Here is a 25674-nt window from a genome sequence, read left to right on the forward strand (position 1 = left end):
ACCTCTCCCGGAGAGTCCTCAAGCCTGAACTACGAACCAAAAAAAAGAAAACCTTCCTTCCGGAAGGCTTTTCGAACAGGGTCTAGCACGGAAGGCTTCTCTCAAACGGATCCCAAAATCAGTCTCCAGCGCACGGGCACCAATGCGCTGGAACTCCACATATCGGCAGCAGCAGGTGAATCGTTTCATATCGATACCTCTCCCGACCTGAAAGGGTGGGAGGGTTTGGTCGATGTGGTTACCGGAACAGAACCAACAACGATGGTCATCCCGCTCGGCCCCACTCCCCGGTTTTATCGCCTGACCACAGCCGATAGTGTCTACCTGATCGGCACCCCTGGAGATGATACCATTAACGGCGGCCGCGGAGATGACCAGATTGATGGTGCCGGAGGGAACGATACGCTCAGCGGGGGATCGGGCAGGGACCGTTTTTTTTATACTTCGGGCGATGCCGATGGGAGCACAGACTTGATCACCGACTTTGTTCCGGGAGAAGGTGGAGACGTCCTGGACCTCACGGGTGTCCTCGATGGAGCCACAGTGGAAAATTTAAACGCCTTTCTGCGAGTAACCAATGACGGTTCCAGCTCCTTGATCAGCATCAACCGGGATGGTCAGGGGGAAGTTTTCGACGACCTCGCCATCAGACTCGAAGGGCACGCTATAACCCAGTCCGACCTGGCAGAATGGTATTCAAACGGAAATCTCATTATTTCAGAGTTATTCAACTGGGAACCTTCCGGAGGTGACGCCACGATAGACGGGGGTCCCGGGATGGATGTGGTAACGGTCAAAATCCCGGAACCCGGGCCGGAACAATTACCCTTGGCATTACGTGTTTCGGCTCTACCCGACGGCCGTATAGAAATCAAGCTGTCCGACGATTCCATCCTTATCGTCGAAAACGTCGAAGATCTCATAATCATTGGTACCAGTTTCGATGACCATGTTCTTGTCTCCGGTGATTTCGCCCAAACAGACCTTGCACCTGATACGATCCTTATCCAGGGATCCGACGGAGACGACCTCCTGGAGGCCGTTGAACTGACATCCGACCACCACGTTATCATTCGGGGCGAGGGCGGAGATGACACCCTCATCGGCGGTGCCTCGGACGACGAGCTTGTCGGGGGACCCGGGAACGACCAATTGACCGGCTCCACCGGCTTCGACATCGCGGATTACCCGAACGAATCCGTCTGGGATTTCATCGTTTCAGACCTTGCACTGGGGAGCGCCTTTGTCACCGATATCAATACGGCCAACGGAGACCTGGGTGTAGATACGCTTGAAGAGATTGAAAGAATTTCCTTCAGTGATGCCTTCATTGATCTCGATGGCTTAAATCATGCACCCTTCATCCGTGAGCTCGAAGTAGAAGTCGCCGAAAACGAGCCTGCGGGACCGATTGGAATGGTGAGCGCTCTGGACGTGGATGGAGATGACCTGGCCTTCGAGATCGTGGAAGGCAACGATGCGGGATTGTTTGCGCTGGACAGTTCGACCGGACAACTCTCCACGACTACTGGGTTGGACTATGAGACCTATGGGCGGCACAAGCTGAGTATCCGGGCGGTTGACCCAGGAGGGCGATCAGTCACAGGCCGGGTAGTAGTCGATGTTTTGGACCGGGCTGACGCAAACGATTCCCTTGCCCCCACACGGCTAGCCGAGATCATCAAGGTTGCCGTCGGCACGGGGTCTGACCGGGCACTGGAATCGGTCGCAGGACGCGATGGCGGTTGGTTCCGAGTGGGCTACCAGCAGTACGACATGGACCGATTATTGGTCCAGTCTTTTGATCCATTCGGTGACCTTTCCCAAAATCCCCATGAGGTGGGTAATTTGAATGTTGGTGGTATCGGGCCAATTAGAACGCTCGATATGTATGACCAGTTGGTTGGGATCGCCTATCTTGATTTTACGAGCGACTCTGAAGTGCATGCTCGAGTGGAAAGTGGATCCCTTAAACCCGTACAGGGAGGCGCAGCCCTGGACATCGAGACTATTCTCCAACTTCAACCGGATTTAATTCTAACCAGTATCACCGGTGAAGGAATCTATGACGACCATCCGAAACTGGAGCGGGCAAACCTTCCGGTCGTATTGACGGCAGGGTATATGGAATCCCATCCATTAGCCCGATCGGAATGGATAAAAGTAGTCGCAGCGATGGTTGATAAAGAAGATGAGGCAGGAGCGTTCTTCAACCAGGTTGCACAAAAATACGAATCTCTTAAGGCACTGACCCAGGCCGTTGAAAGGAAACCGACCGTGTTCTCCAACGCCCCCTATGCCGGAGTATGGCACATCCCCGGGGGAGCAAGTTACAATGCTCAAGCGTTTGCTGACGCAGGATCAAATTACCTATGGGCCACCAACGATTCTCCCGGAGGAGTCCCTTTGGACTTTGAGGTCATTTTAAACAAGGCAGCCAATGCAGATATATGGTTGAATCCTGGCGCTTATAAAACAAGAGCATCTCTTCTTACGCTTGATTCCCGCTTCACTGGCTTTCGATCATTCCGAGAAGGAACCATATTCAATAACTCGCTACGTGTGAACGCACATGGAGGGAACGATATGTGGGAAAGAGGTATCAACCACCCAGAAGAAGTCCTGGCTGATTTGATTAAGATTTTTCATCCTGAGCTATTACCGGAGCATGAGTTTATTTACTACGAGAAACTGAAATAAGAGAAGGAGTAACCGCAGAAAGCACAAGAGGCACAAAATGGAAGAAACGAATATCAACAAATTAGCGGACACGATTAGAGAAATGGCATTTGCGGCGCATACACATTTCAAGAATGGTTTTCTCGAAAAGGTTTATGAGAATTCGCTAAGGAATAGGTTGCGAAAACAAGGATTAAAAGTGGACCAACAGGTTGCAATTCCTGTCCTGGATGAAGACGATTCTGTGGTTGGAGATTATGTTGCTGACCTAATTGTGGAGGATACGATCCTTATCGAATTGAAAGCCGTTAATGCCATTACCAACGAACATTTTGCTCGAGTCCTCACCTATTTGAGAGCCACAAATATTCGTCATGGGATGCTCATAAACTTTGGCTCCACAAAACTCCAAATACGTAAATGTATCCAATAGCCTTCGAAACACTATTTTGTGCCTCTTGTGCATTCTGTGGTTAAATAAAAATGTCTTACCAGTCTCAAGCAACATCCAAGCGGAACCCGGTCGTACTATTCACCGGTCTTGCCTGGTTGTTGCTGGGGCTTTTCGTGGCAAATGTGGGCCTAGGCTCCGTTTTGATTTCGTTTGGAGATCTTTTTCAAATACTAACCGGCAGTTCATCGGCTGACCCAGTGCTAAAACAGATTGTGGTAGATTTTCGACTCCCACAGGCATTGACCGCTCTGCTCTCGGGATCAGCACTATCAGCATCCGGATTGTTGATGCAGACTATTTTTCGCAATCCTTTGGCTGACCCATTCGTACTCGGGGTGAATTCGGGAGCAAGTCTAGGTGTGGCGATAGTCATTCTAGTCGTAGCTCCAGCTGGACTCGCTTTAACGGAAGGATTGGGACTCAGTGGGAACCTGCTAGTAGTTGTAGCAGCAAGCACTGGCTCAGCAGGAGTCTTACTCCTTATATTGATTCTGGCCCGAAGCATGGACGTGATGTCGATTCTCATCCTTGGACTCATGATAAGTTACGGAGTCGGGGCTGTGGTTAGCCTGCTCATGTTTTTTAGTATGCCGACTAAACTTCAGTCGTTCATTACCTGGTCGTTCGGCAATTTCGGAAACGTTACCTGGAGTCAACTTTCCGTATTCCTCCCGGTTATATTGATAGGGACGCTATCCACACTGCTACTATCGAAACCATTGGATGCTTTGCTGATGGGCGAAAACTATGCTGCCAGTCTGGGAACTCATGTTAGGCGAATACGCTTTTTCTGTCTCTTAGCTGCCTCTGTCCTGGCTGGAACGGTAACGGGATTCTGTGGTCCCATCGGATTCCTAGGCATCGCTGCACCCCACCTTTGCCGTTACCTATTTCAGACCTCCGCTCACCGATTGCTCATTCCTGCCTCACTAATAGCCGGAGCTAGCCTTGCTCTTGGAGCGGACCTTATCGCCAAGGCTCCAGGCTACAGTACCGTCTTGCCACTCAACGCCATCACTGCCCTCTTCGGAGCACCTGTGATTATTGTAGCACTCATCAAGCAGGGTAGCCTGCGAAACCTTTTTGGGAAATGAATTCAAAAGAGGTAACTTTAGAAGCAAAAGGTCTCACAATCGGCTATGCAGCTAAACGACAAAACCGACTGATTGCTGACAAGCTCTATCTTAAATTGAAACCCGGACGGTTCGTATGCCTACTTGGACCCAACGGAACCGGCAAATCCACCTTGATCCGCACCCTGGGAGGACTTCAACCAAGCCTGGCAGGTAAGGTGCTTTTAAACAACACTCCTATCGAAGATTTAGAACCCCGAGATCGGGCAAAAATGGTGAGCCTGGTGTTAACTGACATGCTTCCGGTCGGAATCTTTTCCGTCTTTTCATTCGTGGCATTGGGTCGCCACCCTCACACTCGCTGGAATGGCTCTTTGACTGAAATCGACCATGAAAAAATTGATTGGTCCATCAAGGCGGCCAAAGCAGACTCACTAACAGAAAGGCACGTTGGAGAACTAAGTGATGGTGAGCGGCAAAAAGTCCTAATGGCCCGTGCATTAGCACAAGGGTCACCCATTATGCTACTTGATGAGCCGACGGCCTTTCTCGACATCGTAAGGCGGATCGAATTAATACATACCCTTCGTAACCTGGCGCATCAGGAATCCATGTCCATTTTGCTTTCCAGTCACGACCTCGAACTCGCATTACAATGTGCAGATGAGTTGTGGCTGCTTTCAGAGGATGGGAGCATTTCCACGGGATCACCTGAACACCTGGCATTAACAGGAAAACTAAATGAGCTTTTCGGAAGTGAAGCGCTCGATTGGGACTCAAGCCAAGGCTCCTTCCAAGCCCGTCAAAAGCCATGTTTGCATGCGCGCTTGAGCGGCGAAGGTCCGGAATATCTATGGACTCAACGCGCGCTCAAACGCTTGGGATACGGATTAAGCGAAACCGAACCCGCTTATTTGGAAATCAAAATTTCAACACACCCGTCCACAAACAAGTGGACGGTCACTTTCGGAAAAGATGAAGTTTTGTTCGAGTCCCTGGAGAGCTTTACAAATTGGCTCGAACGCAAAAGTAAAACAGAACCCATTTAGATCCCATGAAAGGAAACATTTCTACAGGAGCTGGAGACAAAGGAACCACCGGCATATTTGATGGAACTCGCGTACCCAAGAATAATATACGCATCCATTGCCTGGGCGATCTTGACGAAGCTAACAGCTTTCTAGGATTACTCCGCAGCAAACTATCAGACACCCATGATTGGGAAGAACCGCTGCGCCGCATACAGACAGAGCTAATGAATCTCATGAGTCATGTGGCCACACCATCCACCGCAAAGACACCCTCCTTACCGTTACCGGAGGAAGCCGCTCGACGAATGGATGAATGGATGGCGGCCATTGAACAATCCCTAGGAAGCGTAACCGAGCATTTCCTCCTGCCAGGTGGAACAGAGATTTCGGCCCTATGTCATGTAGCTAGAACCGTGGTAAGACGCGCTGAAAGAAATCTGGTAGAACTAAACCAAGTCGATCCGCTCGACCCTAGTATTCTTCAGTTTGTAAATCGACTCTCAGACCTCATGTTTAAGTTGTGCCGTCAAGAGACACATCGCTCAGGAGTAAAAGAGGAGCGATGGCATTTATTTCGATCAGAACTTAAATCTGGTGGTGAGTGACCCAAGAATTATTTCCTTAATCGCAAGTAGCACTGAAACTATATGTGCACTGGGTTTCGAGGATCAATTAGTCGGGCGTTCGCATGAATGCGACTACCCTCAATCTATTCAGCATCTACCAGCATGTTCAGAGGCAAAATTCGATTTAGACGGAACTAGCTCGGAAATAGATCAGCGCGTCCAGGATACTCTGCAAAATGCGATTTCCGTATACAGGGTATTTGCGGATGAGCTGGAACGCTTGCGTCCCACTCATATCATTACCCAGGATCAATGTGAAGTGTGTGCAGTCAGTTTTAAAGATGTGGAAGCCGCAGCGAAAGAACTCATAAGTTCTTCCCCAATAATAGTATCATTAGCACCCAATAGTCTTGAGGATATCTATGGCGGCATCATCGAGATCGCGGAATCTTTAGAAGCAAAAAACAGAGGCGAAGCGCTGGTTTCAAAAATGCGAGAACGGTTGAAAAAACTGGCACAACTAACATCCCCAATCATTCTGAAACCCAAGGTAGTTTGCGTTGAATGGATCGACCCATTCATGGCAGCTGGCAATTGGGTACCGGATCTGGTTCACATGGCAGGAGGACAAGATCTTCTCGGCCTTCCTAATGAACATACTCCTAAAATAGATGTGTCAAAATTGGTAGAAGCAGATCCGGACAAAATCGTCGTAATGCCCTGCGGTTGGGATATTGAGAAGAATCGATCCGAAATGGATGAGGCGCTACAGACTGCAACTTGGCAATCACTGAGAGCTGTTCAAAGCGGTGAATTGTACATCACCGATGGGAATCATTACTTCAACAGACCAGGCCCCAGAGTTGTTGAGTCCGCTGAGATACTTGCCGAAATTTTTCATCCGGAAATCGCAGATTTCCGACATGCTGGCTCTGGGTGGGTAAAGTATTAAAAGAAAGCCCACACACTGCTTGCAGGCTTCGGTTCAATCAAATTACAAATTCGGCAATTAGTTCCGGCCACGTATCAGAATCAAATAAACCAAGTTCATTAGCGAACTCGCAAACGCCGCCACGTAGGTCCAACCAGCTGCGTCTAAAGTCTTGGCAACTCCTGGAGCCTCGTCGGCAGAAATAATCCCCAAACTATCGAGTTCGAGTTTGGCTCGCTTGGTTGCGTCAAACTCAACCGGCAAAGTTACCAAATGAAACAGAGTGAGGAGTGCGTATATAATAATGCCCAAATCAATGGCCAACCCCCAAGGAAGTAGCCGGAGGACCAATCCACCAAAAATGACGATGGGCAAAAACCCCGCAGCGATGTTTACCACTGGTGCCATCGTTTGACGAATGTTCATCATTGAGTATCCCACCTTGTGTTGGATTGCGTGACCTGCTTCATGGGCAGCCACTCCGATCGCCGCAAGGCTCGAGCCTCTGTAATTGTGATCACTCAACGCCAGCCTCCGATTTACGGGATCGTAATGATCCGTAAGTACACCGGGAACCTGGACGATCTCGACATTGGTTATCCCGGCTTTGCGCATGACAGCCTCTGCTGCTTCATAACCGGTGATGCCTCCACGAGATGGAACCTTGGAATATTTATGGTAGGCAGATTTAACTTTTGCCTGCGCCCACATCGCGAATGCAAATGCGGCTATGAAAAGAATGATCCCGGACCCTCCCGGCAAAATCATAAATGCAAATTGAGTAGTATGAATCATAATGAAATTGGTTTAAGTAGTTTTTAATTTAGATATCAAACAAGCAAACAAGGTTCCAATTCAAAAGCACGGCATAATTTTCCTAACTCGTTGACAATTCATACTATTCAGAAGCGTTGCCGATGTGAACTCCGATTTGGTTTCACTCATATTGTCCCGTTTCCGTAGTTTCCGTGTCCATTTGTCACATAAACAAAAGCCCGATTCGCCCTTATTCTGGACTTTGACACACTCGCAGTTTTAAAAATAGCGGATGATTCGTATCCAACTTTTTATTGTGATTATTCTATGTGCTTCTTTCACCGCATCTAAGTCGTATGGCACTAGTGAAAGTGGATTCGAGTCAATTTTCGACGGAAGAACACTTTCGGGCTGGACTGCGGCACCAGAAACGAGTGCCAATGATTGGTCAGTTGAAAAGGGAGTTATTTTGGGCAATAGCACGCAAAAGCAGCAGGTGTTCCTAGTTTATGATGACCACGATCTACGTGACTTCGAGCTCAAATTCAGTTATCGTTTAAACGGAAAGGGAAACACTGGCGTCGATATCCGAATTCGCCAGGACCATACAGGAAAACGACTCTTCGAGGCTTACCACGCAGACATTGGTCATCCAGGCATTGGATCTCACATCCTGGGAGCCTGGGATTTCCATTTTGCAACCCGCAAAGAGTACCCCTGCAGACGCGGGACAAAGCTCGTTATCTTTCCTAACGGCGAAACAAAACACACCACAATTCCAAATGCTTTAACCAAAGAGGACGTCAAGATGGATCAATGGAATCACGTTCACGTAATCGCAATTGGGAATTCGTTTAGTTTTTATATTAACAGCAAACTCTCCTCTGAGTTCACAGATAACTTCAGTAATTATTTTGCGGAAGGTTCCATCGGACTACAAATCCATGATCCGGGCGTGAAAGTAGAATTTAAGGACATCCTTCTAAAACGGATATAGTCGATAAAAGTACCGGTTCGCTCGCCGAGCCGATGGGAAACGCCGTATACATCGGACGACTCAGCGAGGCATCCTTTTAACCTAATAACAACCCTTCTCTCCTGAGCAAGGCATCTGGATCAGGCTCTCGGCCCATAAAATGAGTGAAGAGCTTATAGGGATCTTCCGAGTTTCCTTTGGAGAGTATTTTGTCTTTGAAATCTTTACCCGTCTCGGAATTCAGAAGACCTTCCTTTTCAAACCGGGTAAACGCATCGGCATCGAGGACTTCCGCCCACTTGTAGGAATAATAACCAGCAGCGTATCCGGTTGGGTCAGAGAAAAGGTGGCCGAAGTTGTAGAGGTAAACAGGTACTTTCCGTTTTCGCTTTGCCGAGTAAGGTTCAAGGATCTTCTCCAATTCGCTTTCGAGTTCCTTGTCTTGAAGCTCAGAGTATCGCAAGTGTAGCTCCAGGTCCATTTTCCCGAATGACAATTGCCGCATGGCGAATGAGGCGGCATTGAAATTTTTTGCAGCCAACATTTTTTGGAAGAGCTCTTCGGGAATGGTCTCACCGGTTTCATAATGCCGGGCAAACAGATCAAGCCCCTTTCTGTCCCAGCACCAGTTCTCCATAATCTGTGATGGCAGCTCCACAAAGTCCCAGGCAACATTGACGCCATTGAGCGACTTGATTTCCACATCGCCAAAAAGGTGATGGATCAGGTGACCGAATTCATGAAAGACCGTCTCAACATCGCGGTGGGAAAGAAGAGCCGGTTTCCCATCGGTCGGTGGACTCATGTTGCCGTGAATCATTCCCAGGTGTGGCTCTTTTTTCCCATTTGAGCGGTCACCGGTAATCGAATAGTTCATCCAGGCGCCACTGCGTTTCGATTCACGCGGAAACCAGTCCGTATAGAAACTACCTATGTGTTCTTCGTTTTCACTAAACAGTTCGAAAACTTTCACATCATCATTCCAGACTTCGTACCCGTTTTTTGAATCTGTATCGGAGGGTGACTCCGAGTAAATCGCCTCGGCTTCGCGTATGGTAACCCCAAACAATTTTTGAGTGATCTCAAACATCCCATCCAACACGCAATCAACCGGAAAATAAGGTCGAAGCTCTTCTTCATCAAAGTCGTACTTAGATTGTCGGTACTTCTCCACCCAGTAAGCCACGTCCCAAGGCTCCATATACTCGCGTTCAATACCCAGTTGCTCACAACGGAAAGCATCCAACTCTGCGTTCTCCTCATCGAATCTGGATTTTATTTTCGCATGCATCTCATCTTCGAATGCAAGAGCCCGACTACCGTCATGCGCCATGCGACGTTCGAGAACAAGATCCGCGAAATTCGCAAACCCGAGCAGTTCGGCCTTCTCCTGGCGGAGTGAGAGTACCTGCCCGACTAAGTCATGGTTGTCATGAGGTTCCCTAGTCCCAACTTCATTGTAGGCAAGCCAACAGGTTTTTCTAAGTTCTTCCTTATCCGCATACTTGAGAACAGGCATGAGCGATGGGGCCTGAAGCGTAAATCTCCATTTGAGTAGATCTTCCGAACCAAGTTTCTTCGACTTTGCAGATTGCAGGGCCTGCGCCACAGCCAATTCCGGTAGGCCTGATAAATCGGCTTCATCCTCCACGATCCATTCCCAGGCGTTGATCGCATCGAGACAATTTTCAGAATATTTTTGGGTCAACATTGCCAACTCAGCTTGTATATCTTCCATGCGTTGCTTCTTCTCCGGTTGTAGATCCGCACCACTGCTTTTGAAGGAGGCCACCGTTTCATCGAGAAACCGTTTGCGAATTCCGGTAAGCGATTGTGCTTCCTCTGATTCAGAGTAAGCCTTTATGCGTTTCCAAAGCCCCTCATTCAAAGGAACCTTCGCACTGAACTCAGATACTTTGGGCAGCATGGCATTGTATGCGTCCCGAAGCTCTTTCGAATCTTTCACGCTATTAAGGTGCCCCACTTTCCCCCAGGCAACACTCAGTTGGGAATCGGCCTCTTCGAGCGCAAGCAATGTGTTCTCAAAAGTTAGGTGTTCAGGTAGTTCACCTGCGAGCGAATCGATGTTCGCCTGAGCAATTTGAAGAGCATGAGAAATATCCGCCTCAACTTGATCCGGTGTCAATCGACTCCAGTGAATGCGAAAGTTTTCTTCTAAAAACGGTTGTTCCATGGTGGGGACATTAGAAGCCTGGTCCTTCGGATCTAGCAAAAAAGCATGCGTGTTATCTGTCGCTTCTAAATTGCGGACTAGTGTCGATTCCCATATTTAATTTGCCAGTTAATAGTTCCAGTCACTAATCGTCATATACGATGCCACACCTAAAAGACGCTTGGACAGCATCCAAGCAAGCTGCCTGCCACTATAAATGTTCTGCAATAACCCGTTTTATTAAGCTAATCTATCTAAGGGTCGTATATGGGTATAGGATAAACGAGGCTAGAAAAAGGAACTTACTTAAACCGGGGGTGAGGATAACACCAGAAACGGTTTGGAGCGGTAAACACTACGCAAAATATACTCACTTTCTAAATCCTCCGGAACACATAGCCGAAACCGATGACAAAATCAGATTTGCCAAAATCTGTTTAATGGAAAATCTAAGCACTCCGGCAATTTGCGGAATCTTTAATCCGGGCGGAGGATATCACGGCATAAAGGAGGAGACACAATCAGGCCTAACTTGGGAAGAATTTTTGGACGCCTGTGTCTGCGATGAGTTCGTTGTTAAACCTCAATTCGGGTATGGAGGAAATTTGGTCTATTTGTTTCGCAAGGGAAATGGCAAAATTGAAAGCTCCCAATTCGGCTCGATGAGCCCGATTGAATTCCGCGAAAAACTCAAAGAGATTTACACCATTTGCCCAGCCATTATTCAGAAAAGAGTCTACAACCATCCTACACTAATCGAGCAATTTAAGATAGATGTTTTGACAACCTGCCGACTCATTTTAATTCGGGAAGGACCGGGCACTGACCGAATCATTTTCGCTCACATGAAATTTCCTGGAACTGGCAGGGAGATTGATAATTTCAATTGGGGTGTACATGGAGGAATTAAAGCAGAAATGAACTTTGAAACCGGTACCATCGAAGCACCGAATAAAAGCGGTAAAAATCAGTTTGGTTTCGAAATCATCACTCATCATCCAGAAACGGGCGTGCTCCTTAAGGGTGCAAAAATCCCATTATGGGAAGAGACATGCAAGTTGGCGTTGAAGGCATCGCGAGCAATGAATAACATGCGTTCGGTTGGCTGGGACATTGCAATTACCCCGGAAGGTCCCTGTTTGATTGAAGGTAATTCTGCTTGGGGTTTCCCGAATACAGAAAAAAACATCCAAGGCATCCAGTCAGAATTAGTGAAAGTCTGCGGAAAACTTTGATCCATGGAGGCACGGAACCTCCGTTTTAGGATAATTAAGATAGGGAAAATCGAGCTGCTTAAGGACTTGAAGTCCAATACAGTCCTCATCACGCTACTGCCTCCTAAGATTTCCTCTAATTATACCAAAATAGCCGTTTTATCGGAAAATAAATGCCCCAAAGAGCAATAACACTTTTTTTTTCAAACTGCCGGCGTTCGCATGCATTTGCAGCGATTCTGCTTACATTGTCTTTGCCAGGATTCCTAACCGGACAGTCACTGACCATTGAATCTCCCTTACACAAGCTAGTCACAAATTATTGTATTAATTGCCACAACCCTGAAGAGACAAAAGGAGAATTGGATCTAGAAAGTCTCCTTGGTGCTGATATGGGGGAGCATTTCGACATCTGGGACGAAGTATCCTGGATGCTGGCTGAAAGGGAAATGCCGCCTGTAGATCAACCGGATGAACCGCGCCCAAGTGAGGAGGAATACGTTGAGGTAGAAAAATGGATCAACACTGCTCTAGAACAACTCAGTTCGCGGAATATCCATGAAGGAGTCATCTCATCGAACCAACTGCTGGTGAACAAATATTGTATCAGTTGCCACAACGCGGATGAGACAGAAGGAGGGTTGAACCTGGAGATGGTACAATCGGACGAGATTGCGGAAAACCCTGAGATTTGGGAGCATGTCATAACCCGGCTTCAATCACGCCAGATGCCTCCTCCTGATCGTAAACGACCCAGCGAGGAAACGTATGAGGCAGTAGTGTCTCAATTATCGGAGACCCTCGATTTGGCTGCGAAGAAGCATCCCAACCCCGGGCGTGTGGATACCTTTCGGCGTATGAATCGCACAGAGTATCAAAATGCAATCCGGGATCTACTCGAACTGGAAATCGATGCTACAAGTTTGCTTCCGAACGATGAAGAAAGCCATGGGTTTGATAATATTACGGTCGGCAATCTTTCGCCAAGCCTGCTCGACCGGTATATTTCTGCAGCACAAAAAATCAGTCGACTGGCCGTGGGTACGCCCCTGAATCAACCTCAAGGACACACCATTCGGATCCCGGCGGAAGTGACTCAGGAAAAACATGTGGAAGGCTTACCGATCGGTACCCGGGGCGGAACCCTGTTGCCCTATACGTTTCCACAAGACGGCGAATACGAAATAGAAGTCAGTCTCGCGCGGGACCGCAATGAGCATGTCGAAGGACTTAACGAATCACATGAAATGGAGATCCTTCTGGATAAAGCGATTGTCAAACGTTTCACGGTAGCCCCATCAAAAGAGCGAAGAGACCATAGTATGCTGGATAAGCATCTCAAAGTACGTAGCTACATAACAGCCGGACCCCACAACCTTGGAGTAACTTTCATTAAAAACCCCACCTCCTTGTTAGAAAATAAGCGTCAACCCTTTGAAGCCCATTTCAATTTTCATCGCCACCCCCGCTTGTCACCAGCGGTTTATCAGGTTTCCATCACGGGACCATTTAATCCGCTGGGCGCTGGAGACACACCCAGTAGAAAGAAAATATTTATAAAATACCCGGAAAACAATCGGGATAATGAATCGGCAGCTCGGGAAATCCTAACCGCGCTTATGAAACGTGCCTACCGCCGCCCTACGTCGAGGCAGGACCTGAAAAGGCCCTTAGCTTTTTATCGGGAAGCCGAAAAGGAACAAGGATTTGAAGCGGGTATTGAGGCAGCCCTTTCATCGATCCTCGTCAACCCCGAGTTTATCTTTCGAATCGAACGAGAACCAAAACGAAGTAGACCAGGGCAAGCTTATGAAATAAGTGATCTAGAACTCGCTTCCCGCATTTCATTTTTCCTTTGGAGCAGCTTACCCGATGACGAACTACTTGCCGAAGCGATAGCCGGTAACCTCAGAAAACCTGCTGTGCTTGAAAAACAAGTCCGCCGTATGCTGGCAGACGAGAAGTCCATCAGCTTAGTGAATAATTTCGCAAATCAATGGCTCCATCTCCGCAATCTGGATTCGGTTACACCAGACTTGAGGTTGTTTCCGGACTTCGATGATAACTTGCGCCAGGCATTTCGTACAGAAACTGAACTATTTTTCGAGGACGTCCTTCGTGAAGATAAAAATGTATTGAGTCTACTTAAGGCCGACCACACGTACCTGAATGAACGTCTCGCTCATCACTACAGTATACCGAATATTTTTGGCAGTCGTTTTCGCAGGGTTGAACTCGAACCGCAATACCACCGAGGCGGTATCCTAAGACACGGAAGTATTTTGACCGTTACCTCTTATGCGACACGAACCTCTCCGGTGATTCGAGGGAATTGGGTTTTGGAAAATATCATGGGAACTCCAGCTAAGCCACCCCTGCCAGATGTCCCTTCCCTGGACGAAAATAAAGTAAATGCATCACTACCCATGCGGCAACGTCTTGAGCAACACCGGGCCAACCCGGCATGCGCGAGTTGTCACAATCTGATGGATCCTCCCGGGTTTGCTCTTGAAAATTTCGATGCGATAGGCCGATGGCGAGAATATGAGTTTGGAGAACCGGTTGACGCATCAGGGGGACTTCCCGACGGAAACGTCTTTGTAGGGATTGAAAACCTCGAAGATGGCATTCTCCAGCGCCCCGAATTATTTGTTAGAACCTTGAGTGAAAAACTGCTTACATTTGGATTAGGCAGAGGCGTTGAAGTGTACGACGCTCCTGCTGTGCGAAAAATTGTAAAAGAAGCTAAAGCAAATGATTATCGCTTTTCTTCCGTCATTCTAGGTATTATTAATAGTGTTCCTTTTCAGATGAGAGCTACGTCAGAAGACGAAATAGCCTCTATCAATCCCTAAACATCACAAAGCCATGAGATTCATCACCAAAAAATCCATACCCCGTAGAACCTTTCTTAAAGGAGTAGGCGCATCCCTTTCCTTGCCACTTTTGGATTCCATGGTTCCAGCGGCAACTGCATCGGTCAATACGCCGGCAACGGCTGTCAAACGACTAGGATATGTCTTCATGCCCATGGGCTGTGACCAATCTCGCTGGACACCAGAGAGCGAAAAAACTTTAGAAAAATTATCACCCATCCTCAATTCACTGGAACCGGTCAAAAATCAGACGACTATTTTAACCAACATGGAACTGAGAAACGCCTATCCCGGTTCTCACGCCACGTCGAATTCATCATTTCTAAGCGCCGCAAAAGCGAAGGTAACGGAAAGTTCCGACTACTACCTGGGAACAACGGCAGATCAATTAGCCGCTCAGCAAATCGGGCAGGCGACGCAACTCCCTTCACTCGAGCTCGCCATGGATCTGCTACAGTTAACAGGTCAATGTGATAACGGGTACGCCTGCGTTTATCAAAACAACCTTTCCTGGTCATCGCCAACAACACCTCTTCCGGCCGAAGCGCATCCACGCCTCGTTTTTGAAAACCTGTTCGGAGAAGGGGGCACAGCTGAAGAACGGCAGACCGCTTTGCGTAAACGTGCGAGCCTCCTCGATTCAATTGCGGACAATATTAATTCCTTAAAACGAAGTCTTGGAGCCAACGACCGGGCGCGTATTTCTGACTATCTGGATTCTGTGCGAGAAGTAGAACGTCGCATTCAAACAGCCGAGGCGGATACAAAAGACAATCCCCTCCCCGACTTGGATCGACCGATGGGTGTTCCAGCAGCCTATGCGGACCACGCTCGCCTGATGTTCGACCTCCAGCTTCTCGCCTACCAAGGTGATATCACTCGCGTTTCCACTTTCCAGATTGCACGAGAAACCAGTAATCGGTCTTACCCTGAGATTGGGATATCCGATCCCCACCATCCGCTTTCACACCACGGGGACGATCCAGAAAAGATCGAACGCATGTCCAAAATCAATACCTTTCACGTGTCATTGTTTGCCGAATACCTGGAGAAGCTGAAGAATACTCCTGAAGGCAATGGCTCGCTGCTCGATAACGTTTTAATCCTTTACGGAAGTGGTATCGGCAATCCCAACGTTCATGACCACACGAATCTCCCGATCATAGTGGCTGGCGGAGCAGCCGGCGGTATGCAAGGTAATCGTCATATCCGCTTCAAGGATGTCACACCTTTGGCAAACCTCCACCTCTCTTTGTTAGACAAGGTCGGCGTAAACATCGAATCATTTGCCGATAGTACTGGAAAAGTGGATGACCTGTTTGTGCCGTTGTCAGTGTAAACGCCTCACCCATCTAGCATATGTTCAAACATAAACTATTGATTTCGATTTTTTGGTTTACTTTTCGGATTTCTCTCAACGCCGACTCAGCCTCGCTTGCCGATGCTGTCGAGAAAGGAGAGACCTTCCAGATACAAGCTCTTCTTTCCAAGGACATCGATGTCAATGAACCGCAGATTGATGGCATGACAGCTCTGCACTGGGCCGCTGAACAAGATAATACAGAACTTTCGAAACTACTGATTGATCGCGGGGCCAATGCAACTGCCCCAAATCGTTACGGTGTCACGCCGCTGTACCTTGCATGTGTGAATGGTAATGGAGACATCGTTCAGCAGCTTCTTGAAGCGGGCGCTGACCCCAATACGAAAATTGTTGGAAACGAGACGGCATTGATGACTGCATCTCGTACCGGGAAGCTAGGCGCGGTTGAAGTGCTGCTGAAAGCAGGTGCAGACTTCGATGCGAGAGAACGTGAAGGTCAAACGGCGATCATGTGGGCTGCGGCAGAAGGACATGTTGATGTCGTTCGAAAATTGATTGAAGTGGGTGCGGATTACCAAACGCCTTTAAAATTTGGATTCACCCCCTTTTACTTTGCGATTCGTGAAGGACACGCGGAGATCGTGAGATTGTTCCTCGAGCTTGGAGAAGACGCCAACGGAGCAATGAATTTTGAAAAGACATATAATAAGGGTGTAATGAACGGCACTAGCCCATTGATTCTCGCCGTTGAAAATGGCCATTACGATTTGGCAGTTGAGCTCCTTGAAGCGGGCGCTGACCCCAATGATCAAAGAACCGGCTATTCTGCACTTCACGCCCTGACCTGGATCCGCAAGCCGGATATTGGCGAGTCGGCCAATGGGGCTCCACCTCCTCATGGCTCTGGCAGGCGAAATAGCGAACAATTCATTCGCGAACTGGTGACATTTGGAGCAGACGTAAACGCCCAGCTTACCCGAGGTCGTAAAGGTGGAAATGGTCGCGTTAGTAACATAGGTGCAACACCCTTTTTTATGGCTTCTGACCGAGCTGACCTTTCTTACATGAAGCTATTATTGGAATTGGGAGCGGATCCTTTCATCCCCAATGAGGACGGCTGCACATCCCTGATGGTTGCGGCAGGCATCGGGAGTACTGCTCCTGAAGAAGAAGCAGGTTCGGTTACGGAGTGCCTTGAAGCTGTGAAATTTCTTTTTTCACTTGGCGCTGAATTAAATACAGTAGATGCAAACGGTGAAACTGCCATGCATGGAGCGGCTTATAAAAACGCACCAGGGGTTGTGAGATATCTACATGAGCAAGGTGCCAAAATAGAAATTTGGAATTCCAAGAATAAAAATAATCGGACGCCCTTATTGATTGCGGAAGGGTTTCGACCAGGGAATTTCAAGCCGTCGTTTGCCACCGTTGATGCGATCAAAGAAGTTATGATTTTACAAGGGGTTCAACCACCAACCGGACCCAAGCCGAAACATACGAATTACAATATGGTTAAACCGCCTGTTGCCCCAAAACCGGTTACCGCGAAACAAGAAATCTAGGCGATAATATCGTGCCAGACTTTTCCGTGCACATCAGTTAGTCGCAAGTTTCGTCCGCCGTATTGAAAAGTCAGCTGCTCGTGGTCGACTCCTAAAAGGTGTAACACTGTGGCCCATAGCTCATAGATATTTGAAACCTTATCCACGGCATTATAGCCGAACTCATCGGTAGCACCCATAACTGTTCCACCTTTTACTCCACCTCCCGCAAACCAGGCACTGAAGCCTTGCGGATTATGGTCTCGTCCAATACCTTGAGCAAAGGGGTTGCGCCCAAATTCTCCCGTGAAAACGACAAGCGTATCCTCAAGTAACCCACGTTGTTTCAAATCCTGGACCAAGGCAGCAATCGGTTTATCGACCTGCGAAGCCATGGCCCCATGCCCTATCTCGATCTTGTTATGTTGATCCCACGGATTTGCGCGTTGAACGCCCTTTTCAAACGGGCAGCAAGATAGTTCCACAAAGCGTACACCACGCTCGACAAGACGTCGCGCCATCAAGCATTGACGTGCATATTCGGATTTATACCACACCGAATCATTCACTCCGTACATGTCCAAGGTGCTTTCCGACTCACCAGAGATATCAGTGAGCTCTGGAACTGCTTCCTGCATCAAATAGGCTGTCTCAGCGTTCTCTACCGAGGACATTACTGCGTCTTTTGCAGCCGTCCTTTCAGCAAATCCAAAATCAAGAGACTTAATAATATCCAGTGCTTTTCGTTGCTCATGCTTCAGAAGCGAAGGTGCTATATTTGGGACAGCTTTTGAACCGGATACATTAAAAATTGAACCACCATTCGTTGCTGGAAGAAACGCATTTCCAAAAATACTCACACCCCCGTGGGGGCTACCTGAATTTTCGGACTGTAGTACCACATATCCGGGCAGGTTTTCATTTTCAGATCCGAGCCCATAATTTACCCAAGCACCTGCGCTTGGGTAACCCAGGAACGGAAACCCGGAATGCATGAAAAAGTTTCCCTGGGCATGCTCGCTAAACTTGGCAGTGAGCGACCTTACAATTGCCAGGTCATCCGCCAACTCAGCGATATCGGGAAAGAGATTCGTCATCTCAATGCCAGACTCTCCATACTTTTTGTGCTCCCAGAAAGAAGCCATGATGTTTCCAATCTGATCGAATTGCGTCCTGGCCAACTTCATCGGCATGGGCTGGCCATGCATCTTCTTCAACAATGGTTTGGGGTCAAATGAATCTATATGCGAAACACCACCCGACATGTAGAGAAGTATAACCGACTTGGCTTTCGGCTCATGGTGTAGCTTGGGTAGATAAGAGGTACTCGCTGAAACTGAGTTTATCAAACTCGACAACGCTAAAGCACTGACTCCCTGAGAAGATAGTTTCAAAAACTGGCGCCGATCAAAGTGATTAGTAGACATAGATAAACTCCTTCGTGTTCATTAGCGCAAATGCGATGTTCTTAAGAGCCGTATCCGAGTCTTCTAAACTCTTATAGTATTCGGATAAAGTCTCTAATTCCGTTTCATTGGGTGATCGCGCGAAGGCATCCAAAAAGAGTGCGCCGATCTGTGATTCCATTGACTGACCTTTTGTCGCAACTTTGACACTCTCAGCCCATTGCTCAGATGCGTTCTGAACAAATTCTCCGTTCATCATACTTAGTGCCTGTGCAGGCACGTTGGTGCTGTCGCGGCTACTCACCGTCGTCGTGGGAACCGGCAAATTAAACGTGGTTAAAAACGGATCTAGTTGGTTGCGGATTACTGTAAGGTAAACGCCGCGTTCAAACTCGTCTCGAGCAAGAGTGTTAATCGAATCCATAATGGCCTCCGCATCCAACCTTCGAGGCGGGTAATGCGACAGATACAAGTTTTCCGGATCCTTGTCTGCCACACCCAGCGGAGCAGTGCTTGCCGAACGAAAGGTCCGAGATGTCACCATTTGCCTGAGAGCATATTTTATCGACCAGCCATTTTTCTCAAAATCCAAAGCCAGGTAATCCAGAAGCTCCGGATGCGTAGGCTCTTTACCGAGGCGTCCGAAATTATCGGTGGTGGAAACAATGCCACGCCCAAAAACATAGCCCCAAAGTCGGTTAACCAATACGCGTGATTTCAGAGTGTTGGTTTTCCCAACTATGTCCTCTGCCAACTCCAACCTGCCAGAGCTTTTTTGGCTATACGGTTTGTTGGCGAATACTTCGAGGAACTGGCGAGGCACAAGTTCATCGGGTGTTTTGTATTCTCCGCGGATGAGTAACGGCTGATCAACAACGTCGCCTTCCAGGAAGGCAGGAGCTCGAGTCGGAAAGGGAATCTCATTTTCCATTTCACGGTATTGACCGACCAATGAAAGTAGCTTTTCGGGGAGCGTATCAAATCGATTGGGAAGTATATTGAAACGAATAAATGCGCTTAGGAATTCAGCCTGTGCATCTGTGATTTTATTCCTCTTCCAGGCAAGGATCGATTCCCCGAGGGCTTGTTTATAAGCCTCCAAAAGAGAAGCTTGATCTGCAATCTCGATATCGTCTTCAAGAACGGTGAACAAAGGATTGCCCAATTCTTTCAACTCAACATTCCCACCAATGACTTCGGTAACACCGAACCAGGAGCGTCCTTCTTCCCCGTTAACAGGTTTGTCGCCATGGGTTGAAATCTGGTAATGGACCTGTTCCTCATTCCAAAATTTGTATTTCTTAAGCGGGAACCACTGCATGGTGCCTGTCTCAGCCGTTTCATAGGGATGCAATCCCTGTTCCAATGGGTAATTTCGCGCAGACATGCGAATCGCACCATTGAGACCTGCTGCCCGCATATAGCTCCAGTCCCCATCAGCAATATGGTTGGGCGATGCCACGGTGCCGTTGTGCTTATCGGAAATAAGGTGACTGTAAACACCGCGAGGGAAAATGCCATTGATGGCATAAAAACCTTCTCCGGCCACAGCAAACGATCCAGCTGGACTCGGCTTGAAACTTAACCCATTTCCTTCCAAAAGCCAGGAATCGAGCGTTTTCTGGTCACGGAGATCTGCATAAAAGGCCGCATTCTTTTTAGCCTCTTCGTAATCCTTCAAGTCTTGAGCGTATTTCTCCCTTTGCTTGCTCCATTCTGTCACGAATTCATCAACGGGTTTATCGATCCAAAGCTTTAACGGTGCAAGAGGATGGTACTCGCCGACCTGACTCACTTCTCTCTTCAAGTAAAGTAGATTAAGGAGATTCGGATCACTTGGTAATTCCGTCTTCCGCTTTCTGGAAGCTTGATTAAGGTCTGCAATTATTTTCTTCTCCTCGGCGGTTTCCTGAAAAGAAATGGAAGCGACCTTTTCAACAGCTTCATCCACATGAGCTAGCCAGAAGACGGTAAACTCATGTTGAATCTTTTGTTTCAATCTTGCAAGTGCTCGCTTATTAAGTGCCTGTTTTTCCGGAGTATCTACGTTACGGATACCCGGACGATTACTGATCATGATGCCATACAGTCGGTAGAAGTCTTTCTGGCTGATTGGGTCAAATTTATGGTTATGACATCGGGCACATGAAACGGTGATCCCCAACATCGCTTTGGAAACTACATCGATCTGATTATCCGTATAGGTAATTTGCTCCTGGTAGGCATCGACCACACCAAAGCCATAGGGCACCATCCGAAAATGTGCAGGTGCAATCGCAGACTCATTTACCCCAAGCTCCTTATTGATCCGTGGGCGCTTCAATAAATCTCCGGCGATGTGTTCCTTCAACAATTGATCATAGGGTACATCTTCATTCAAAGCGCGGATGATATAGTCGCGGTAAATGGATGCGTAAGGAATTTTCGGATCCCCTTCACTACCGTGTGATTCAGCGAATCGGTACCAATCCATCCAGTAACGACCCCATCGCTCACCATAGGCTTTGGAGGCGAGGAGCTTATCGACCAAAGCGGAGTAGGCCTTTTCGGACGGATCCGCTAGAAAAGCCTCAACAATTTCTGCTTTCGGCGGTAGACCTGTCAGAATCAAATGCAAGCGCCGAACCAATGTTTCCGGACTTGCTACCGCCTGAGGAACAAGGCTTTGCTCTTCAAGCGAGGCGTAGACAAAGCGATCAATCGCACTTGCGTTCCAATCTTCAATAGTAGCTTCCGGAGGCCGCACTTTTCTGGGCGGTTGAAATGACCACCATTTACTTCTTTTTTCTAAAAGGGTAGTCCAAGAAACGGCATTGTCCAAATCCAGTTGCGTCGGTTTTTTGTCTCGAGGATCGGGAGCACCCATCCGGACCCATTCTTCAAAATCCGCAATCACATGCTCATCCAGCTTTGGACCGGTATCTGGCATTTCAAAACCGTCCTGATGACGAATGGCCCAAATGAGCACACTCTCCTTTGGGTTTCCAGGAACAATCACTGGACCTTCATCACTTCCCGCGAGAACTGCATCCCGGTAATCGAGTGCCAAGCCTGCTTTTGATTTGTTCACGCTGTTATGGCATTCGTAACAGGTCTCTGCTAAAACAGGACGAATCTTATTCTCAAAAAATTCAACCTGTTCAGGGGGCAAACCAAACACAGAAGCAGCAACAACAAGAATCGCTCCGATAAAAATGCTGAATTTCATATTCAAAGGCAGATCATAGGTAGAAAAACCAATCAATGCCCACCCAGTGTTGGTTGCCCACGAAAGGGGGGCAATCTTTTTCAAACCATAGAATAGTCCCAGGGCTTGCGCATTTCTCTAGACGCCGTTGCGGCAGCTTCAGGGTCGCCGATATATTTTTCTTTAACCGGATCCCAATTCAATTTGCGTCCCAGCCGAACAGCGGTAACTCCGAGGTGGCACATAGTGGACGACCGATGACCAATCTCCGCATCGCAAATCGCTTTTTTCCTGGAGCGTATCGATTCAATAAAGTTTTCCATATGATCATTACTCGCATACAGTCGCTCCGCGTTTGATGGTAATGGTTCTGTCAGGATTTCCGGAATGCTGGATTCGATAGCTCCTCGCGTTACCCAGATCCAACCGTTCGTTCCTTGAAGTCGAACGCCGTGCTGCTGGCCGAAGGGTTTAACGACTCGCCCATTCCAGGCGTTGGCAGTGGTACTCTTACAGCGATGGACTACGCCGTTCGGATAAACATACTCCAACTCGTATTCGCTAGCCGCTGTAAATCCTCCCGGAATCATGTCTACTAACGTTCGTCCTTTTGCCGAGACAGGGCCACTTCGTTCGAAGCCGGTAGCCCAGAGTGCAATATCATTATGGTGTGCGCCCCAATCTGTCATAGTCCCGCCTGAGTAATCCCACCAATACCTGAAATACAAATGAGTCCTCTCTTTCACATAATCCAAAGCCGGAGTCTGACCTTGCCACATATCCCAATCAAATCCGTTTGGAACAGGCGTGGGGGCAAAAGGGCCTTCGCGCTGTCCGGCCGGCAAATACACATCGATTTCTTTTAGTTCCCCTATCCGCTTATTCCGAACCAACTCACAAGCCAGGCGGAATTTCGGATCGCTGCGTTGTTGGGTTCCCGTTTGGAGAATGCGACCCGATCGCTTCTCTTCTTCAACCAGATGCTTCCCTTCGTCAATATACAGGGTCAGTGGTTTTTCACAGTAAACGTCTTTTCCTGCTCTCATCGCCGCGAGGGAAACCAGGGTATGCCAATGGTCGACCGTCCCGCAGATCACTACGTCCACATCGTCCATCTCCATCACCTTTCGAAAGTCTTTCACCCCCCTCGCCTTGGGCCAAATCTCCTTTGCCTTGGCAATTTGTGTATCGTCCACATCGCAAACCGCAACCATGTTTCCATAGTAAGCGGCATTGCGTGCATCACCGGTGCCACGACCACCACAACCCACCAATGCGATCCCGATTCTGTCGTTCGCCATCTTGGGTTTGGCTACGGTGGGTTGAGCCAATAATTCTTCGGTAAACCACCCCGGTAATGTTGATGCGCCGGTGGCCAGCCCGGCGGTTTTTATAAATGTTCGTCGTTTCATGGGGTTTGAGATAAAAGTTTTTTCGAGGATTGCCCGAAACCTACATGGAAGTCGACGAAATCCTTAATAATGGACGGGAAATGAGTGAAATTCATAGTGCGGCGTATATCACACAGTAGCGATGTTTCCACCTGACTTGGTTTTAGAGTTCAGAAACTGAATGTAGCATGGGTGGTGACACCAATGATTGTATGTAGAGAGGTAACCGAATGGTCCATGGTGTCACCACAATGGCTACTTGAACAATCCAGACTCAGAATAGCCCAATACCCAAAGGCGGCATCCTTTAATCATAAAGATCCGGCTGAGTGGATGATATCTCATCAAACACGGTTTGGAAATGTAGCCATCCGATATACTCACTTCCAATATGCTCATGAGAATAGCGTGCCTTGTCTGGTGGGACCATTTTTGGTTTAAGACCTGAAGCTTCCACGACTAATTGTTGCTGGCAGCAGCGCTCCAGGGCTGAGAACCAAAATGCCGCGGCATCTATACTGTGTCGGCTAGCGGTTAGGAGACCGTGATTTTGATGAATAGCCGCCTTGTTGTTTCCAAACGCTGCCGATACTTCATAACCTGCCTTCGCCTCCACAGCCACCTTACCTCCTTCATCGGCAATCACCACGTGATCTTCATAAAAAGCACAAGCATCTTGGCTGATGGGATCGAGCTCCCGGCCTGTCGCGGCCCAGGCGGTTCCATAAACCGTATGGGCATGACACATAGCCAGGATTTCGGGATGCTCTTCATGAACTGCTCCGTGCAAAACAAAACCGGCCTGATTTATGGCAAAGTCACCTTCAATTACTTTTCCCTTGTGGTCGGCCAAAATCAAATTCGATACACACACTTTCGAAAAAGGCACCGCCATCGGATTGGTCCAATAAAGTTCCGGCCGTTCCGGATCTCGTATCGTCAGATGACCTGCAAAACCAAAATCAAACCGACACTTGTGAAAGAACCGGCATGCGGCCGCGAGGTGCACTTTCAAATGTTGCCTGTGCTCCTCGGCGGTTTCAAAGGAAGGTTCTTCAGGGAAAATTAAATCCTCTTGATCAGGTTGGTAAAGTGACACCTTCTCTCGTTCGATCATAGTCTACTATCGTTAACTTTAGTCGGAATTGGGCAATAACTTCTGCGAATTTTTACTACCCGTAAATTTTGTTTTCCAAAATCGTTTATAGTTCCTGGCGATCCCGTCGGATAGCCACAGTCTGAGATTGTCCTCAAGTGCAGGCCCGACTCAACGTAGCGATCATAAGACCGATTAGATTCTTCGGTGCATTGCGAATTGCAGCATATTAACCTTATTCCGTCGTTGAAAATGATTGGGTGGTTGAGGTTTATTTGTCGAAATCCAAGATATGACCCCCCGATTCTAATGCTCAACGACGGTTCAATTTATTTTGGACAGTAGTGATGACCCCCGATTCTATGACCTTAGAGTTCAAAAACTGAATGTAGCCGTTGGTGGTGACACCCATGATTGTAGGTTGAGCGGTAATCACCTGGTCCATGGTGTCACCACAATGGCTACTTGCACAATCCAGACTCAGAAGAACCCAATGGGCGACAGCGAAGCATACAACAACCGCCGATTCCACGACGGCTCGCTCGGCATGTTCAGACTCCCTGCCTAAATCAGCCTGGATGCGACTAGTAATAGTCAAACTGCGTTAGAGTGATGTATTGGAAATCACACGAATATGTAAATCCATCAACATCGCATCGCTTGATACCTTGGATGGCGCCATATGGTTCTTCCTGCGGTGAGGTCCGAGGCATTGTTGCCTCTTTTTGTTAAGAGTCATCTGAAGCGGACCGCTCGGCGATCGGTCCCTACCCTAGATTTGTCTAACTCAGGTAGGGCGGTTTTGCCAAAACCGCCGACAGGGATTTACCCCGTAGAAAGAATCATGCCCTGATACCTTCGGTAACAGGATTTGGCTTTGCCAAAGCAAGATGACATCCCAGAATTTCTGTTGGCATAGCGATCCTGTTGCCGCCAGGGGCGGATAGAGCGACTGAAAGGAACGTTGTTAGATTAAATATTAAGAAACTTCTGTAACACC

Annotated in this window: 18 protein-coding genes; 11 read left to right on the plus strand and 7 right to left on the minus strand. The window is 48.1% G+C overall.

Going from position 1 to position 25674, the window contains the following annotated elements; all coding sequences use genetic code 11:
• The 6 genes from O3C43_15105 to O3C43_15130 form a co-directional block, all read left to right on the plus strand.
• The coding region (locus O3C43_15105; protein ID MDA1067819.1) for an ABC transporter substrate-binding protein at positions 1-2700 on the plus strand (2700 nt) is incomplete at its 5' end.
• Positions 2701-2737: 37 nt separating this feature from the next.
• Positions 2738-3112 carry a GxxExxY protein gene (locus tag O3C43_15110; GenBank protein MDA1067820.1) on the plus strand — a complete coding sequence of 125 codons (375 nt, stop codon included), beginning with the start codon at positions 2738-2740 and terminating at the stop codon, positions 3110-3112.
• Positions 3113-3162: 50 nt separating this feature from the next.
• On the plus strand, positions 3163-4227 hold the full coding sequence (locus tag O3C43_15115; GenBank protein ID MDA1067821.1) for an iron ABC transporter permease: 1065 nt from the start codon (positions 3163-3165) through the stop codon (positions 4225-4227).
• Positions 4224-5255, plus strand: a complete 1032-nt coding sequence (locus tag O3C43_15120) for an ABC transporter ATP-binding protein (protein MDA1067822.1) — start codon at positions 4224-4226, stop codon at positions 5253-5255. Before O3C43_15115 ends, O3C43_15120 begins: the two co-directional genes overlap by 4 nt.
• Positions 5256-5260: 5 nt before the next feature.
• On the plus strand, positions 5261-5842 hold the full coding sequence (locus tag O3C43_15125; protein ID MDA1067823.1) for a cob(I)yrinic acid a,c-diamide adenosyltransferase: 582 nt from the start codon (positions 5261-5263) through the stop codon (positions 5840-5842).
• A complete protein-coding gene (locus O3C43_15130; protein MDA1067824.1) occupies positions 5835-6755 on the plus strand; it encodes a cobalamin-binding protein in 921 nt (306 codons plus the stop codon). The genes O3C43_15125 and O3C43_15130 overlap by 8 nt, the downstream gene beginning before the upstream one ends.
• Before the next feature lie 57 nt (positions 6756-6812).
• On the opposite strand, the gene O3C43_15135 is transcribed toward O3C43_15130, so the two are convergent.
• Positions 6813-7529, minus strand: coding sequence for a zinc metallopeptidase (locus tag O3C43_15135; protein ID MDA1067825.1), 717 nt, complete (start codon positions 7527-7529; stop codon positions 6813-6815).
• 253 nt (positions 7530-7782) lie between these two features.
• On the opposite strand from O3C43_15135, the gene O3C43_15140 reads away from it, so the two are divergent.
• Positions 7783-8487, plus strand: a complete 705-nt coding sequence (locus O3C43_15140) for a DUF1080 domain-containing protein (protein ID MDA1067826.1) — start codon at positions 7783-7785, stop codon at positions 8485-8487.
• 76 nt (positions 8488-8563) lie between these two features.
• Here the strand turns inward: O3C43_15140 and O3C43_15145 are convergent, their stop codons facing one another.
• Positions 8564-10660, minus strand: coding sequence for a M3 family metallopeptidase (locus O3C43_15145; GenBank protein ID MDA1067827.1), 2097 nt, complete (start codon positions 10658-10660; stop codon positions 8564-8566).
• Positions 10661-10956: 296 nt separating this feature from the next.
• On the opposite strand from O3C43_15145, the gene O3C43_15150 reads away from it, so the two are divergent.
• From O3C43_15150 to O3C43_15165, 4 genes are all read left to right on the plus strand, one after another.
• A complete protein-coding gene (locus O3C43_15150; protein MDA1067828.1) occupies positions 10957-11874 on the plus strand; it encodes a hypothetical protein in 918 nt (305 codons plus the stop codon).
• A gap of 152 nt (positions 11875-12026) precedes the next feature.
• Entirely contained in the window at positions 12027-14708 is a 2682-nt protein-coding gene (locus O3C43_15155; GenBank protein MDA1067829.1) for a DUF1592 domain-containing protein, read from the plus strand.
• 22 nt (positions 14709-14730) lie between these two features.
• Positions 14731-16068 (plus strand): DUF1552 domain-containing protein, encoded by a 1338-nt coding sequence (locus tag O3C43_15160; protein MDA1067830.1) that lies wholly within the window; start codon positions 14731-14733, stop codon positions 16066-16068.
• 20 nt (positions 16069-16088) lie between these two features.
• A complete protein-coding gene (locus O3C43_15165) occupies positions 16089-17615 on the plus strand; it encodes an ankyrin repeat domain-containing protein (GenBank protein ID MDA1067831.1) in 1527 nt (508 codons plus the stop codon).
• On the opposite strand, the gene O3C43_15170 is transcribed toward O3C43_15165, so the two are convergent.
• From O3C43_15170 to O3C43_15190, 5 genes are all read right to left on the minus strand, one after another.
• A complete protein-coding gene (locus tag O3C43_15170) occupies positions 17612-19021 on the minus strand; it encodes a DUF1501 domain-containing protein (GenBank protein MDA1067832.1) in 1410 nt (469 codons plus the stop codon). The genes O3C43_15165 and O3C43_15170 overlap by 4 nt on opposite strands.
• The gene (locus tag O3C43_15175; GenBank protein ID MDA1067833.1) at positions 19011-22208 is read right to left on the minus strand and encodes a PSD1 and planctomycete cytochrome C domain-containing protein; all 3198 of its coding nucleotides are present in this window, start codon (positions 22206-22208) and stop codon (positions 19011-19013) included. The genes O3C43_15170 and O3C43_15175 overlap by 11 nt, the downstream gene beginning before the upstream one ends.
• Positions 22209-22288: 80 nt before the next feature.
• Positions 22289-23599: a Gfo/Idh/MocA family oxidoreductase gene (locus O3C43_15180; protein MDA1067834.1), complete on the minus strand. Its 1311-nt coding sequence runs from the start codon at positions 23597-23599 to the stop codon at positions 22289-22291.
• 286 nt (positions 23600-23885) lie between these two features.
• Positions 23886-24695 carry a class II aldolase/adducin family protein gene (locus O3C43_15185; protein MDA1067835.1) on the minus strand — a complete coding sequence of 270 codons (810 nt, stop codon included), beginning with the start codon at positions 24693-24695 and terminating at the stop codon, positions 23886-23888.
• A gap of 292 nt (positions 24696-24987) precedes the next feature.
• A complete protein-coding gene (locus tag O3C43_15190) occupies positions 24988-25272 on the minus strand; it encodes a hypothetical protein (GenBank protein ID MDA1067836.1) in 285 nt (94 codons plus the stop codon).
• Positions 25273-25674: the final 402 nt, after the last annotated feature.

The sequence above is a fragment of the Verrucomicrobiota bacterium genome, assembly GCA_027622555.1.
GTDB lineage: Bacteria > Verrucomicrobiota > Verrucomicrobiia > Opitutales > UBA2995 > UBA2995.